This window comes from Streptomyces sp. NPDC107559 (genome assembly GCF_055657365.1).
In genome coordinates this window covers 710,150-724,251 of record NZ_JBVKBD010000002.1, presented here as the reverse complement: position 1 = coordinate 724,251, position 14,102 = coordinate 710,150, and the positions used below count along the sequence as shown (strand labels likewise).

Below are 14,102 nucleotides of genomic sequence, written 5' to 3'. Positions count from 1 at the left end.
TTTCCTCGGCATTGATCCGAAGTGTCATACGGAATCGAGGGGAAGTACGCCGCTCATGACGATCGAAAACCTTGAGAAAAGCCCGGACGCGCACCCCGCACGGGTCTACGACTACTTCATAGGCGGCGAGAACGGTCTTGCGGCCGACCGGGCGGCCGGTGCCTGGATCGGTATGCAGGCCCCCGACCTGCTGACGACGATGCAGGCGAACCGCGCCTTCCTGTCCCGGGCGGTGCGCTGGCTGGTCCGGCAGGGCGTCGACCAGTTCATCGACATCGGTTCCGGCTTCCCCGTGTCGCCGAACACGCACGAGATCGCCCTGGGCGAGTCCCCTTCGGGCTCCGTCGTCTACTGCGACGTCGATGCCGAGGTCGGGCGGCGCACGCGCGAGCTCATCGCCGGCCGCAAGGGCGCGGACTTCGTACCGGGCGACATCCTGGAACCCGAGGAGCTGCTGGCCCGGCCGGCCGTCCAGGCCCTGATCCGGTCCGGCCGCCCGGTGGCCTGTGTGCTGGGCGCGGTCCTGCACTTCGTGCCGGAGAGCGCGGATCCGGAACGGATCACCGCGGTTCTGCGCGAAGCCCTGCCCCGGGGAAGCTATCTCGTCGTCTCCCACATCGCGGGCGACATTCCCTGGGGGGACCGCAACAGCGAGGAGACACTGAGGCGCGCCTTCGAGGACATGCATCCCCGGACCCGGGAACAGGTCGCCCGATTCTTCGGTGATTTCGAACTGGCCGAGCCCGGTGTGGTGCTGGCCTCGCAATGGCACCCCACCGAGGAGGCCGACGGGTCCGGCCCCGTGTCCGCCATCTACGGCGGAGTCGCCCGCAGGAATTGAGTCCCGGGGGACCTGAAACAGGCGGACACCACCGCGGGCCGCAGGGAATGGGATTTTCCCTGCGGCCCGCGGTGTTTTCGTGGAACCACGCGAAGAATTCGCCGGCGGACCGCTGTCCGTGGACTATGCGCGGATCCGGCTGTCCGGGAGCGACGACGAGAACAACCGCGCCGCATTCCCGACGAGTTCCGCGCCGTTGCGGACGCGGGGAGCGGAATCGGGACCGAGCAGCGCGAGCGCCCCCACGTAGGGGGCGGGCAGCGGGACGTCCCGGAGCGTGTAGTCCTCCGGGCGGCCGAGTTCCGCGGGCAGCGCACGCAGCGTGCCGCCGAGGACCTCGATGCGTCCCGGATGGATGTCGAGGCCCTTGCCGGAGGCCTTGAGCACGGCCTCCTTGCGCGTCCACAGCCGTACGAAGCCGGCGTAGTCGGGGCAGGCCGCGCGTTCCCGCTCCGTCAGCGCCGCGTCCAGGGGCCGCACCCCGGCCGTGGTGTCCTCGATGTCGACGCCGACGGTCCGGTCCGAGACGGCGACCACGGCGAGCCCTCCGGCGTGCGAGAGCGAGAAGTCCAGACCCGGCCCGGCGGACTCGACGACCGGTTTCCCGTGTCCCGGGTCACCGCAGTGGGCGCAGGTCCGGTCGAAGCGCAGCAGCGCCGGATCCCGGCCCAGCCGCTCGCCGAGCACGAGCCGCGCCAGCACCCAGGCGGCGAGCGCGCGATCGCGGTCCGCCTCGCGCAGGATCCGCCGACGGCGGGCCCGGTCGCGCCCGTCCAGGAGTACGGCGAGCGACCGGGGCACCTGGTCGACGTCGATGTACCAGACGTCGGTCACGCCGAGGAGCGCACCGGCCGGCCTTTCCGGCACACCGTTCACGGCGCTCCTCCGTTTCTCTCGTCCGGGCCGGTGGTTCAGGCCACCGGCGCGAAGAAGTTCTCGTTGATCCGGTCGATGGTGCGGAAGTCGGCCACGCTCAGCGAGGTGACGTCGATCTGCCTGCCGGTGAGTTCCTCCAGAAGACCGATGAACTCCAGGAACGAGACCGACGCGATGAGCCGGGACTCGATGAGATCGGTGTCGCCGGTGATCTCCGCGTCCAGATCCGGGTTCTTGGACCGGATCCAGCTGACGATTTCCTCCATGTTCACACCTTCCTAGACTGCCGATTCGTTGACTGCGACGAGCGCCCGCCGGGCGTCGCCGTGCATCTGGAGGAGCGCATGGACCCAGCGCTCCACACCGAACGCCAGACACCCGCTGTACGCGGGCTCGCCCCCGAAGGAGATGTCCAGGCGCTCGCCGAAGAAGTTGCGGTGGCGGTTGACGGACGCGATGGCGGTGCCGTCGTCCGACACGAACTCGAACTTCACCGGGTCCAGCTGGTTGAGGATCGACCGCGCGCCGTCACCGAGGTAGAACGGATCGGTCGCGGGCTCCTTGCGCATCTTGACCCCGAGCCGGTCGGCCAGGCCCAGGACGAGCTCGGTGGACCGGCTCAGATGGTCCACCACACCTTCCTGGCTGCCGATGTAGAGCGCTTCGCGCATATGGAAGGCACGCAGCCGCCGCAGGCCGTCGTAGTGGTCCTCGTTCCTGAAGCAGCGCCCGATCGCCGTGATGACCTCGGGGGTCTCGATCTCCCGCCGCTGCCGCGACACCAGCAGGCCGTAACAGGTCGCCGTGGGCAGGCAGCAGCCGGTCGGGACCGGGGGGTGCCCGGAGGACGGGGTCGTGGCCTCGCCACGCGCCAGTTCCTCACGGGCCTGCTCCGTGAGCGTGGTCACGGGCAGGGCGAGGTGGGGGAAGTTGCGGAAGAAGTCGAGGCGTGCCAGGTCCTCCTCGGGGAGCAGGGCCGGGCCGGCCACCGGCCGGGCCCCCAGCGCGCGAGCGATGTCCTGGAAGCGGGCCTCGAGAGCGTCGAACAGGGCGGCCTCCTCGGATTCGAGGACCGCGATTCCAGGTGCGACAAACGTCGGCATGAGATCTCCCGTCAGTGGAACAGGCCGATGCGTCGGTAGAAGTTGTTGGTGCGTTCGATGATGCGGGCGTTGATCGCCGCCCTCGCCGGATCGGCCATGACGGAGGCGCGGAATCGCGTGGGATTCGCGATACCGGCGTCCTGGTAGGCGTCGCGGCTGTACAGCATCTGGATGATCAGGTCGATGTAGCCGCGCAGATAGTTTCCGACCTCTTCGACCTCCTCGGCGGAGTGCGTCCGGCGGACCTCTTCGAAGAGCGCCTTCACGAGCTTGCCGCCGAAGGCGATGTGCCGGGACTCGTCGCGGTGGTGGATCCGGTTGACCGCTCGCACGGTCTCCGGGAGCTTCTCGTCGGCCGCCATGTGGGCGTTGAAGTAGTCGCCGATCTGCTCGAAGATGAGGATCTGGCTGAAGACGATGAAGTTGTTCATCTCCGGCGCGCGCTCATCCGTCGGGAACACCATCCGTCGGTCCGGATAGATGCGGCCGGCATAGCGCAGGCAGAATTCGGCGAAGAACCACATGTGCTCGTTCTCTTCGCCGATGAAGTGGTGGAAGTACGGCGTGGGGATCTCGTAACCGGGCGTGTGGATGCGGCGCATCACCTCGATGAGCAGCTCCCTGATCCCGTGGGCGATCAGGCTGTAGAGGTTGACGCTCTCCCAGCGCGAGAGCTCCACGAGCTGTTCGTGACTGAGCTCCTGCTCCGCGGCGGTGCCGTGGACGGACAGCAGCTCCCGGCTCATCCACAGGCCTTCCGGCGTGATGGATTCGGGCCACTCGAAGGTCCGGTACGGGTTGTAGTAGTCGTCGACGGAGACGTCGATGAGTCTGCGTACAGCCCGGGCGAATTCTTCCGTCCATTCGATCGTCGACACCGCTGACACGTGCCCTCCGTAACAGGACCATTGATTGAACAGGACCATTGATTGATGGGCCGACACGACCGGTCTGCCGCGCCGAGAAGGACCGTACGGCCGCGTCGGCGGCGTGGGCGTCCGCGACAATTTCATTCGCGGGGACACATCGCGCTGACTTTGCTCATCCGCGGCTCAACGCCTTGATTACCGCGACGGGAAGCGGCCCGCTCCGGCGCGGCCGGGCACCCTGCCGGACACCATGGATTCGACGCGGGTAAGCAGAGCGCGTAGTCGCGGTGCGTTTGTCGCGGACGCGTGCGGCGGGGGAGGGTTCGTAGTTTCCCTGGATGGCACAGATTTTCGACGAAAGCCGCCCCGCCAGGGAGCCGGTGAAAGGAGTATCGCCATGACTGTGGACGCTCTCTCCGCTCAGGACCACATGGACCTCGCCGCGCGCTGGGGAGCCCATGACTACGTGCCGTTCCCCGTGGTGCTCACCCATGGGGAAGGCGCCTGGGTGAACGATCTGGAAGGCCGGCGCTACCTCGATTTCCACGGGGGCTACTCCGCGCTCAACTTCGGCCACCAGCACCCCGACCTCATTGCCGCGGCGAAGGCACAGCTCGACCGGCTGACGCTGAGCACCCGTGCGTTCCACCACGATCACTACGGGCCGTTCTGCCGTGAACTGGCCGAGCTGACGGGCGCCGAGATGGTCCTGCCCTCCAACTCCGGCGGCGAGGCTGTCGACACGGCGGTGAAGATCGCCAGGAAGTGGGCCTACCAGGTCAAGGGCGTGCCGGACGGAGCCGCCGAGATCATCGTCGCGGGCGCGAACTTCCACGGCCGCACCACGACCATCGTCTCGTTCTCCACGCACCCCAACCACCAGGCCGGATTCGGCCCGTTCACGCCCGGCTTCAAGGTGGTGCCGTTCGGCGACATCGAGGCGCTGCGTTCGGCGGTCAACGAGAACACGGCGGCGGTCCTGCTGGAGCCGATCCAGGGCGAGGCCGGCGTGGTCGTCCCGCCGAAGGGATATCTCGCCGAGGTCCGTGAACTCTGCGACGAGACCGACACGCTGTTCGTCGCCGACGAGGTCCAGTGCGGACTGGCCCGGGCCGGCACGACCCTGGCGCTGGACCACGAGGGTGTCCGTGCGGACATGACCACCCTGGGCAAGAGCCTGAGCGGCGGACTCCTGCCGCTGTCCGCGGTGATCGGCCGCGCCGACGTCCTCGGCGTGATCACGCCCGGCGACCACGGCTCGACCTTCGGCGGCAACCCGCTGGCGTGCGCGGTCGGCCGCGCCACCGTGCGACTGCTGGCCACCGGGGAGTTCCAGGAGCGCTCCCGCGAACTCGGCGCGCACCTGCACTCCCGCCTGCGCGAACTGGACGGCGTGACCGAGGTCCGTGGGCGTGGCCTGTGGGCCGGGGTGCAGCTCAGCGAGGAGCGGGTGGCCGGGCGCCGGGTGACCGAGGCGCTGGCCGAGCGCGGCCTGCTGTGCAAGGAGGCCAAGGGACACCTCCGGGTGGCGCCCCCGCTGGTCGTCACCCACGAGGAGATCGACCTCGGCGTCGACATGATCGCCGACGTGCTGGCCTGAACCGGACCGCCGCAGCGGGCCGGCGTGACCTTCGAGTGGACTGGAGGGAATTCATGAGTGACTTCGCAGGACTGGTCGCGATCGTCACCGGCGGTGCGTCGGGGATCGGTCTGGCCACGGCGAATCTGCTCAGCAGCAGGGGAGCCAGGGTCGCCGCGCTCGACCTGAAGCCCGAGGGGCTTCCGGACGACATCATGGGCGTCCAGGTCGACGTCACCGACGACGTCCAGGTCAAGGCCGCCGTCGACGCCGTCGTCGAGCGGTTCGGCAGGCTGGACGTCGTGGTGAACAACGCCGGGATCGGCGCGGTGGGCGACGTCACCGCGAACGGCGACGACGAGTGGCTGCGCGTCCTGGACGTCAACGTGGTCGGGATGGTCAGGGTCGCCCGGCACGCGATACCGCACCTGCGTCGCTCGCCCGCCGCGTCGATCGTCAACACCTGCTCGATCGTGGCCTGGGCCGGGGTGGAGCAGCGGGCGCTGTACTCGACCAGCAAGGGGGCGGTGTACGCGCTGACCCTGGCCATGGCGGCCGACCACGTCCGCGAGGGCATCCGGGTCAACTGCGTCGCCCCCGGCTCCGCGGACACCCCCTGGATCGGCAGGTCGCTGGAGCGGACGGCGGACCCGGCGGCCGCCCGGGCCGCGCTCGACGCGTTCCAGCCCACGGGACGTCTGGTGTCGGCCGACGAGGTGGCGGGCGCGATCGCCTACCTGGCGAGCCCGTTGTCGAGTGCCTCGGTGGGTACGGTGCTCGCCGTGGACAACGGCATGCACGGCCTGCGGCTGCGGCCCCGGGCCCAGGCGTAGGCGCAGGCACAGGCCGGCGGGCCGGGCCGGAACACGCCGCCGCGGGCCGCAGGGGAGCTTCCCTGCGGCCCGCGGCGGCTTCTTTCGTGGGCCCACGGAACCACGGCAACGACCGGATGGCGTGCGGCGCCTGTGCCCGCGCCCCGGTGTTCCGGGCAGGCCGAAGCCGGGGTCGGCAGGCCGACCCCGGCCGAGGGCGCGGGCCCTCCGTCAGACGGTGTCCCCGGCTTCGGCGCAGATCCTTCGTCAGGCCGTGGCACCGGGTGGTGCGCCGCCCGGCTCGGTGACCGGTTCGCCCGGCTCGGGTACCGGTTCGCCGGGCTCGGAGACCGTTTCCCCGGTCACCGCGTCGGGGCCGCGCAGCCCCAGACTGAGCTGGGCGCACACCACGCCCAGCACACCGACCACGGTCCACAGCACCCACGGGCCGATCGCGTACACGGCGGCGCCGATGACCGGTCCGGCGCCCGTGCCGAGCGCGTAGGCGGCGCCGTACAGCCCCTGGTAGCGACCGACCATCCCCGGCGGGGTCAGACTCGCCAGATGGGCCTGGACGACGGAGGAGTACGCCATCTCGCCGAACGTCCAGACCACCACCGTCGCCGCCAGCAGGGCCATCCCGGCGGTGAACCCGGACAGCGCCAGACCGCCGCACGTGAGCAGGTTGGCGAAGGCCAGGACGTGCTCCGGCCGGTACCGGGAGATCACACTGGTGATGGGCAGCTCCAGCAGTACCACCAGCAGACCGTTGAGCCCCATGAGAAGACCGAAGTCACGCGCGCTCAGCCCCACGTCGTCGATGTGCAGGGGCAGGCCGACGGCGGTCTGGATGTAGGCGAACATGGAGAACACGGTCATCAGCAGGAACCGCACCAGGACCCGGTCGGCGAGCACCTGCCGGTAGCCGACCGCCGGCTCCGCCCCTGTCCGTGCGGCGTCGGAGCCGGACCGCGGCTGCGGCGCGTCGCGCAGCAGCACGGCCACGATCACGCCGAACAGCAGCAGCGCCCCGCCCTCCACCAGGAAGAGTCCCGCATAGGAGATGCTCGCCAGCACGCCGCCGAGCACACCGCCCAGGGTGGAGCCGATGTTCTGGGCGAACCGGAGCACCCCGAAGGCGGCGAGCCGCTGCTGGGCGGACGACACGGAGTCGATCAGCACCGCCGCCATGGCCGGCCGGTAGATCTGCGACACCAGCCCGATGAGACCGACCACGGCGATGATCGTCGGGAGCGGTCCGAGGAACGGCACGGAGGCCGTCAGCCCCGAGGTGGCCACGACGGACAGCAGGATGGCCCAGCGCCGGCCGATGGTGTCGGTGAGATGGCCGCCGATGACGTTGCCGAGGACCCGGCCCAGTCCGGACGCGCCCAGCACGAGCCCCGCGGCCCCGGCGGAATGACCGTGCTGGGTCACGTAGAGCACGATGAACACCGGCAGGAAGCTGCCGGCCTGGAGGATCAGGTTGCCGAGACTGATGATCCAGACCCGGCGGGGCAGACCGCGCAGGGTGTCACGGAACCGCGGCTCGTTGCCGCGTGCCCGGTCCGCCGTCTCCGTGCTCACGACGCCGGGTCGGCGTAGAGGTGGTCGCGTTCGATCTCCCGGAGCCGGCGGTAGTCCGCGTCGAGCTGTTCCGGGTCCTCGGAGATGAGGATCACGTACCCCGGCTGGGTCGCGACGTCGACCGTGCGGGGCAGCGGTTCCCCGGCCGGGCGCGTCGTGACGGCGTGGACGTAGGACGGGAGCGCGCGGACGGCGGCCATCGCCTCGTCGGACGGGGCCACGCCGTGATCGTTCGGGTTGACGAGATGCACGTACCGCAGACGTTCCAGCAACCGGTACGCGGTGGTGGGCAGCAGGTCGAACGCGTCGGGGTCCACGACGGACAGGCCCACGAGCTCGATCTGGTTGGTGCCCAGGCAGCGGCTGGCGATCTCCGGAACCTGCCCTCCGCCGAAGCGTGCGGCGCACTCGACGAGCACCGGTCCTTCGGCGGTCAGCATGACCTCGGTGTGGCTGGCCCAGTTGCGGACCTCCAGGGCGTCGAGCACCTGGTGGGCATAGGCCTCGACCTGCTTGGCCTGCGGATCGTCCGGCGCCAGCGGCTCGTTGTAGTCGTAGATGATGTTGCCGCCGGGCAGCCGTGTCTTGTGGTAGCGCCAGATCTCGGCGGTGTGGTGCCTGCCGTCCCGGCTGACCGCGTTGACGAAGTACTCGTCCCCGTCCAGGAACTCCTGTGCCAGGACGGTCGTGTTGGGCAGGCCGGTCCGGTCCGGACTGGTCATGATCTTTTCGTGGACGGCGCGGATCTGGTCCGCGGACGCACACGCCACGACGTTGTCGGTGCCGCAGCTGGCGACCGGCTTCAGGACGACCGGGTAACCCACGCTCTCCTCGGCCCACTTGACGATCTCTTCGGCGTCGGCCGAGACGATCGTGGCCGCGGACTCGACCCCCGCGTCGCGCAGGGCCAGGACCATGTCGTACTTGTTGCGGCGGGACGCCGGCCGGCTCATCCCGTTGCCGGGCGTGCCGAGTTCGGCGGCGAGCCGGTCGGTCAGCTCGACGCCCGACTCCCCGGAGGAGATCACCCGGTCGACCCCGAGCTCGCGCAGCGCGGCGGCGGTGGCCGCGACATCACCGTCGTGGCGCACCCTGGCCACGAAGCCTTCGGGGAACGGCAGTCGGACCAGGTGGACATCGGGATGCGGCGACTCGACGTGCACGCTCTCTATGCCGAGCCGGTTCATGACGGGCAGAAGGAGGCGTCCCATCGCGTACGCGTCGACGAACGCGACGCGCTTGACGGGCGCCGGGGAACTGCTTGGCATGGTCAACTACTTTCCCTGGGAGGTGGACACCACGGGCGGAAGGGTTGGGGCGAGCCGGTGACCGGACGGCGGACCGATCGTCACGGCGGTGCCGGATCCGGCCAGGGCCCGGCTGACCGGATCCGCCACCCGGCCGTCGGCGATGCGGACCGACGGCACTCCGCCGGACAGCGCCTCGCGTGCCGCGACAAGCTTGAGCGCCATGCCACCGCCGATGCCCCCGCCGGGCGCGCCGGACGCGGGTACCTCGTAGGTGTTCAGCACGCTCGTCTCGTCGGAAGGGTCGGCGAGCACTCCCGGTGCGCCGGTCAGCAGCACCAGCCGCTCCGCGCCGAGTGCCGCCGCGAGCGCGGCGGCGACCCGGTCGGCGTCGACGTTCACCGCCTGACCGTGCTCGTCGAGCGCGGGCGGCGAGACCACCGGCACGAAGCCTGAGCGCAGCAGGGATTCGGCGAGTTCGGTACGCACCTCGCCGAGCCGGCCGCTGAGATTGTCCCGGACCAGGGTCGTGCGGCCGTCCACGACGGAGCGCACGACGGACTTGCGGCGGGCGCGCAGCATGCCGCCGTCCAGGCCGGTGAGACCGACCGCGGGCACCCCGAGCCGGGACAGCTCCGCGACGATCCTCGGCTTGACCCCGCCGGCCAGCGCGAGGACGACCACCTCCAGGGTGGCCGGGTCGGTGTACCGGGTGGACACCTGGTCCGGGGCGACGAGGGTGCGTTGCGGGACACCCAGTCGCCCGGCCAGTCGTGCGATCTCCCCGGAACCGCCGTGCACGAGGACGATCGAGTTTCCTTCGCCGGCGAGCCTGGCGACGTCGGCGCAGATGCCCGCGGCGTCGACGGACGGATTGCCGCCGCACTTGATGACCATGAGCGGTCTGGTGGTCACAGTGTCTCCAGTTCGCCGGGAATCGGATGGATACGGGGCGGGGCGGGCCGACCGTCGCTACGCGGGCCGCGGTCGGGCCCCGGTGAATCGCGCGTGGCCGCTCGCGGCCGCTACTCTCCCCAGTCCTCCTCGACCTCGGGCGCGCGGGCGAGCACCATCGGGCTCAGCGCCACGATCTCCAGTTCGCTGCGGCAGCCCGCGCAGTCGATGATCTCGTTGAGCCGCGCCGATTGGCTGATCTGCACCTCGTCCTCGCATTCGGGACAGGCCTGCATGGTGGGCATGCGGTGTTTCCTTTCCATCGGTTTTCCGGGGCGGACCGCCGGTCTGTCACGTCGGGAAAGACGGTACGGTCGGGTCGACGTCAGGTGCGTCCCCGGTGAACGCATTCGCGGGTACGCGTCACGTCGACCCTCTCCTCTTGCGGATAAGCGCCCCGCTTACCCCGGCAATCGGAATGCGTAGCCGAAAAAGCCCCGCATCAACGCGGTGCGGCTCCGTCATTGAATTTGCTGAGGACGCCCGCGGTGCCGGTCGGCGCGTAGCGTGTTCCACGTGGCAGGACGGCCGTTGTCGGCCTTTCGAGCCGATGACCCCCGGCCCTCATCGATCGGAGAACCATGCGTACCGCACGCCTCTTCGGCTACCAGCAGCTCCACGAGGGAGCCGTCCTGATCACCCGGCAGTGCCGCACGGTCAACGTCGTGCGCGGCCGGGAGCAGGTGTCCGAGCTGCTGTCGGCGCTCCGGGGCGAGGACGCCCAGGCCGTGCTGTCCCGCTATGCGAGCGGAGTCCGGCCGGGTGAGGCCGCCTCGGAGGCTCCCGCCCGTCAGCAGAACTCCAGGAAGAACATGTCGCGGTACCCCTCCGCGGCCGCCGGGGCCACCCGCACCGGGGACACGGAGTGCATCGCCGTGCGGTCGTCCAGGAATATGTAGTCCCCGGGGTCCTTCAGGGTGTGGGTCAGTACCGGTGACCTGGTGTTGTCGTAGAGCGTGCTGACTCCGCCGGTGACGTCCCTGCGCGCGATCAGCATCATGACGATGTGCTCGACACCGTCCCGGTGGATCCCCTCCGGGGTCGGATTCCCGGCTTCCCGCTCGGTGGCGACGATGCGGTGCTGATGGACGTTGATCCGGCGCACCGCGGGCACCGGTACACCTTCGGGCGTGCTCCGTTCGATGCGGGCGACGAAATGGGCCAGCAGCCGGCGGAACACGGAGGTGTCCAGCAGCGCCTGGTCGGCCGGTTCGAAGCGCCGCACGATGCCGCCGTTCAGACGGTTTATCTCCTTGCTCTGGAGGAAACCGTCCTGGCCGATCGAGGCGACGGTGCCGTCGGCGACGGTGTACGAGACGAGGGAGTGCTTACGGCGGCGATAGGTGCCACCGTCTCCCATGTACGGGTCCAGCGGCAGGTCCTCCCAGAACCGGCTGAACTTGTCCCAGTCGTCGCCGTCCCGCAGCAGGTCGTCGCGCGCATTGCCGAGTGTGAACTTCAGCCGATCCATTCCCTTGTTCTCCTCCGGTCGGGGACAGAAACGCGAGCCGCCGAGTCTCATACGACGCGCCATTCGCCCACGGCACTCAGGACGTCCGACGCGCGAGCGCGCAATTCACTCACCGAGTCTGCGGTGAGCGCGAAACGGAGAAAGTAGTTCTCCTGCTCCAGGTCGGTCACCCGGTAGCCGTCGACGACCACCGCCTTGATGACGCCCGGGAGCGCGCACAGGTCCTCCTCCGTGGCGCCGATCTCCACCCGGCCCAGCGCGTCGGCCTCCACGTCGACCCACCCGATGACCGTCCGGTCGCGTGGCGGACCCGGGCGTTGCAGCGTGAACTCGCCCAGTGCCATGGAGACGATCGCCTCCACCGGGTCGATCCCGCTGATCTCCTGTATCGCCGTCGGATACATGCCGCCGCCGAACCGGGGATTGATCTCCACCAGCTCCGTCCGGCCGTTCTCGTCGGCCCGGCCCTCGACGTGCAGCCAGAGCTGGTCGAGGCGGAGATCGGCGCAGAACGCGTCGAGCATCGTGGTCAGGACGGGCACGCCGGCCCGTACGTGATCCTGCTGCGGAGGATGGACCCGAAGCCCCGCGTCGTGGTGCCTGACCTCGTCGTGATCGGGTTTCTCGACCGCCAGGACCGGATGGAAGCGGCCGTCCACGACGGGTCCGTCCACGGAGAACTCGACTCCGGGCAGATACTCCTCGATGATCATTTCCGTGTCGCCGAAGCCGCGCTCCGCCAGGTGGCGCTCGTAGGCGAGGAGCTCGGCCGGGCCGTCCACCCGGCGAACCAGCCGCGAGGCCGTCGACTCACGCGAGGGCTTGACGATGGCGGGGAAGAAATCCACCTCCGCCGGCTTCTCGCAGAAGCCGATGGTGGACAGCCCCAGGTCTCGCATGCGCTCCCGGACCAGCACCTTGCTGGCCAGCACATCGAGGCCGACGCCGGCGCCCGGAAGGCCGTAGTGCGCGGCCAGGCCGCCCTGCCAGGGGAGCAGCGGTTCGATCAGGTTGACGACCGCGAGAGGGACGATGCCGCGCTCGTCGAGCCGGGCGATGAGCGCGGGCAGGTCCTCGCTGTCCCAGTCCACCACGACGTGGTCGTCGCAGGAGTCGCGGTGACGGGTGTCCGGAATCTCGGATATCAGTACCGACCGGATTCCGCGGGACCGTAACTGGTCGGCGGCAGGGACCACCGCGCCGGCATTCCACTTGGAGAGGATGAGTACGGATTTCACGTATGGGCCTCCAGATCGCACATCCAGGTCTGGCGTCGAGAAAGGGCGCCAGTCAGCAGAAATGGTGGAACCAGGGAAGCTTTGTGGTGATCGAGGTACCCCACGGCGGGAGAGCCGGGTCAATACGCTCGTGAATGCGCCGGCCGCGAACTCACCTGGCGGCGGCGCGGTCGTACTGTTCCGCGGCTTCGTCGGCGGTCTCGGTGCCGGCAGTCGCGGGGCCGGCGGTCTCGGTGTCCGCCGCCGGGGCCGGCAGCGGAACCTCCCTCGTGCCCACGGTGCGGACGCCGGAGAACAGCGCCCCGAGGAAGGCCAGGGCGCCGACCGACGCCGACACCCACAGGGCCCGGTGCAGACCGATGTTCGAGGCGAGCGCACCGGCGCACAGCGATCCGACAGGCAGCGTGCCCCACATGACGAACCGGATCGTGGCGGTCATACGGCCCATGAGCGCTCGCGGGGTGATGCTCTGGCGCAGGCTGACCTGGTTCACGTTGAAGAGCACCACGCCGAACGACTGGAGGAACAGGCCGCAGGCGATGACCACTTCGGGGGACGAGGCGGGCGCGGCGGGGGTGAACAGGGGGCCGACGCCGTTGAGGAGCGCACCCAGCACGATGCTCGGTCCGGTGCCCAGGCGCTGTGACAGCCTGCGGACCACGACGGCCCCCACGACGACGCCCAGCGAACCGATCGCCATCAGGGTGCCCAGTTTGCCGGCGGAGAAGCCCAGTTCACGCACCGCGTAGGTGGTGAAGATGGCCGCGACCATGCCGTAGGAGAAGTTCAGCAGCCCCCCGACCCCGGCCAGCGGCGCCAGCAGGCGGTGGTGGCGTACAAAGGTCAGTCCCTCGCCGACCTCCTTCCACAGCACCGACCAGGTCGGCCGGTTGCCGTCCTTCACCACCGGCTTCTCCCGCTCGGCAGGGATGCGCGACACCATGAACGCGGAGAACAGGAAGGACAGGGCGTCGGCGCCCAGCGCGACCGGGGCCCTCAATGCCGAGATCAGCCAGCCGCCCGCGCTGGGTCCGATCAGCTGCGACGCCGACCGGGCCAGCTCCAACTGCGCGTTGCCCTCGGTCAGTTGATCGTCCTCGACGACGTCCGGCAGATACGACTGGTAGGCGACGTCGAAGAACACGGTGGCGACACCCTGCCCGAACGCGACCACGTAGAGCTGGCCCAGGGAGAGCACGTCCAGCGCGTAGGCCAGCGGGACGGTGAGCAGCAGCACCCCACGGAAGAGGTCGGTGCTGATCAGGACGGGCCGTCGGCGCATCCGGTCCACCCACACCCCGGCGGGCAGACCGATCAGCAGGAAGGGCACGATCTGCGCGGCGGTGAGCACGCTGACTTCGAACACACTGGCGTGCAGCACCTGGAGGGCGGCGAGGGGCAGCGCCAGGAAACCGATCTGGCTGCCTATCTGACTGACGCCCTGCGCGGCCCGCAGCCGCCGGAAGTCAGGGTTCTGGGTGACCCTCATCTGATCCGTCTCTCTCTCGGTGAGGTGATGGCGGCG

14 protein-coding genes are annotated in these 14,102 nt (G+C 69.8%); 3 read left to right on the top strand and 11 right to left on the bottom strand.

Annotated elements, in window-relative coordinates:
* Nucleotides 1-55: 55 nt before the first annotated feature.
* Nucleotides 56-841 (top strand): SAM-dependent methyltransferase, encoded by a 786-nt coding sequence (locus ACZ7OY_RS09690; RefSeq protein WP_471910885.1) that lies wholly within the window; start codon nucleotides 56-58, stop codon nucleotides 839-841.
* 123 nt (nucleotides 842-964) lie between these two features.
* Here ACZ7OY_RS09690 and ACZ7OY_RS09685 read toward each other — a convergent pair whose 3' ends face one another.
* From ACZ7OY_RS09685 to ACZ7OY_RS09670, 4 genes are all read right to left on the bottom strand, one after another.
* The gene (locus ACZ7OY_RS09685; RefSeq protein ID WP_471910884.1) at nucleotides 965-1,675 is read right to left on the bottom strand and encodes a 4'-phosphopantetheinyl transferase family protein; all 711 of its coding nucleotides are present in this window, start codon (nucleotides 1,673-1,675) and stop codon (nucleotides 965-967) included.
* Between the two features lie 77 nt (nucleotides 1,676-1,752).
* Nucleotides 1,753-1,983 (bottom strand): acyl carrier protein, encoded by a 231-nt coding sequence (locus tag ACZ7OY_RS09680; RefSeq protein WP_351615591.1) that lies wholly within the window; start codon nucleotides 1,981-1,983, stop codon nucleotides 1,753-1,755.
* Between the two features lie 12 nt (nucleotides 1,984-1,995).
* Nucleotides 1,996-2,820: an aminoacyl--tRNA ligase-related protein gene (locus ACZ7OY_RS09675; RefSeq protein WP_471910883.1), complete on the bottom strand. Its 825-nt coding sequence runs from the start codon at nucleotides 2,818-2,820 to the stop codon at nucleotides 1,996-1,998.
* 11 nt (nucleotides 2,821-2,831) lie between these two features.
* The gene (locus tag ACZ7OY_RS09670; RefSeq protein WP_471910882.1) at nucleotides 2,832-3,698 is read right to left on the bottom strand and encodes a diiron oxygenase; all 867 of its coding nucleotides are present in this window, start codon (nucleotides 3,696-3,698) and stop codon (nucleotides 2,832-2,834) included.
* Between the two features lie 388 nt (nucleotides 3,699-4,086).
* On the opposite strand from ACZ7OY_RS09670, the gene rocD reads away from it, so the two are divergent.
* Both rocD and ACZ7OY_RS09660 read left to right on the top strand, forming a co-directional pair.
* On the top strand, nucleotides 4,087-5,289 hold the full coding sequence (rocD, locus tag ACZ7OY_RS09665) for an ornithine--oxo-acid transaminase (protein WP_471910881.1): 1,203 nt from the start codon (nucleotides 4,087-4,089) through the stop codon (nucleotides 5,287-5,289).
* Nucleotides 5,290-5,342: 53 nt separating this feature from the next.
* Nucleotides 5,343-6,101, top strand: a complete 759-nt coding sequence (locus tag ACZ7OY_RS09660) for an SDR family NAD(P)-dependent oxidoreductase (RefSeq protein WP_471910880.1) — start codon at nucleotides 5,343-5,345, stop codon at nucleotides 6,099-6,101.
* Nucleotides 6,102-6,347: 246 nt separating this feature from the next.
* Here ACZ7OY_RS09660 and ACZ7OY_RS09655 read toward each other — a convergent pair whose 3' ends face one another.
* The 7 genes from ACZ7OY_RS09655 to ACZ7OY_RS09625 form a co-directional block, all read right to left on the bottom strand.
* Nucleotides 6,348-7,667 (bottom strand): MFS transporter, encoded by a 1,320-nt coding sequence (locus ACZ7OY_RS09655; protein ID WP_471910879.1) that lies wholly within the window; start codon nucleotides 7,665-7,667, stop codon nucleotides 6,348-6,350.
* Nucleotides 7,664-8,935, bottom strand: a complete 1,272-nt coding sequence (locus ACZ7OY_RS09650; protein ID WP_471910878.1) for an ATP-grasp domain-containing protein — start codon at nucleotides 8,933-8,935, stop codon at nucleotides 7,664-7,666. The genes ACZ7OY_RS09655 and ACZ7OY_RS09650 overlap by 4 nt, the downstream gene beginning before the upstream one ends.
* Before the next feature lie 6 nt (nucleotides 8,936-8,941).
* The gene (locus tag ACZ7OY_RS09645) at nucleotides 8,942-9,829 is read right to left on the bottom strand and encodes a [LysW]-aminoadipate kinase (protein WP_471910877.1); all 888 of its coding nucleotides are present in this window, start codon (nucleotides 9,827-9,829) and stop codon (nucleotides 8,942-8,944) included.
* 110 nt (nucleotides 9,830-9,939) lie between these two features.
* Nucleotides 9,940-10,113 (bottom strand): lysine biosynthesis protein LysW, encoded by a 174-nt coding sequence (locus ACZ7OY_RS09640; RefSeq protein ID WP_234426526.1) that lies wholly within the window; start codon nucleotides 10,111-10,113, stop codon nucleotides 9,940-9,942.
* 545 nt (nucleotides 10,114-10,658) lie between these two features.
* Nucleotides 10,659-11,339: a 2OG-Fe dioxygenase family protein gene (locus ACZ7OY_RS09635; protein WP_471910876.1), complete on the bottom strand. Its 681-nt coding sequence runs from the start codon at nucleotides 11,337-11,339 to the stop codon at nucleotides 10,659-10,661.
* A 47-nt stretch (nucleotides 11,340-11,386) separates the two neighbouring features.
* Entirely contained in the window at nucleotides 11,387-12,577 is a 1,191-nt protein-coding gene (locus ACZ7OY_RS09630) for an ATP-grasp domain-containing protein (RefSeq protein WP_471910875.1), read from the bottom strand.
* A gap of 151 nt (nucleotides 12,578-12,728) precedes the next feature.
* A complete protein-coding gene (locus tag ACZ7OY_RS09625) occupies nucleotides 12,729-14,066 on the bottom strand; it encodes an MFS transporter (protein ID WP_471910874.1) in 1,338 nt (445 codons plus the stop codon).
* Nucleotides 14,067-14,102: the final 36 nt, after the last annotated feature.

Coding starts and splice junctions, on each gene's coding strand:
- ACZ7OY_RS09690 (WP_471910885.1), top strand. CDS start 56: ATGACGATCGAAAACCTTGAGAAAAGCCCGGACGCGCACCCCGCACGG.
- ACZ7OY_RS09680 (WP_351615591.1), bottom strand. CDS start 1,983: ATGGAGGAAATCGTCAGCTGGATCCGGTCCAAGAACCCGGATCTGGAC.
- ACZ7OY_RS09675 (WP_471910883.1), bottom strand. CDS start 2,820: ATGCCGACGTTTGTCGCACCTGGAATCGCGGTCCTCGAATCCGAGGAG.
- rocD (WP_471910881.1), top strand. CDS start 4,087: ATGACTGTGGACGCTCTCTCCGCTCAGGACCACATGGACCTCGCCGCG.
- ACZ7OY_RS09660 (WP_471910880.1), top strand. CDS start 5,343: ATGAGTGACTTCGCAGGACTGGTCGCGATCGTCACCGGCGGTGCGTCG.
- ACZ7OY_RS09650 (WP_471910878.1), bottom strand. CDS start 8,935: ATGCCAAGCAGTTCCCCGGCGCCCGTCAAGCGCGTCGCGTTCGTCGAC.
- ACZ7OY_RS09640 (WP_234426526.1), bottom strand. CDS start 10,113: ATGCCCACCATGCAGGCCTGTCCCGAATGCGAGGACGAGGTGCAGATC.
- ACZ7OY_RS09635 (WP_471910876.1), bottom strand. CDS start 11,339: ATGGATCGGCTGAAGTTCACACTCGGCAATGCGCGCGACGACCTGCTG.
- ACZ7OY_RS09625 (WP_471910874.1), bottom strand. CDS start 14,066: ATGAGGGTCACCCAGAACCCTGACTTCCGGCGGCTGCGGGCCGCGCAG.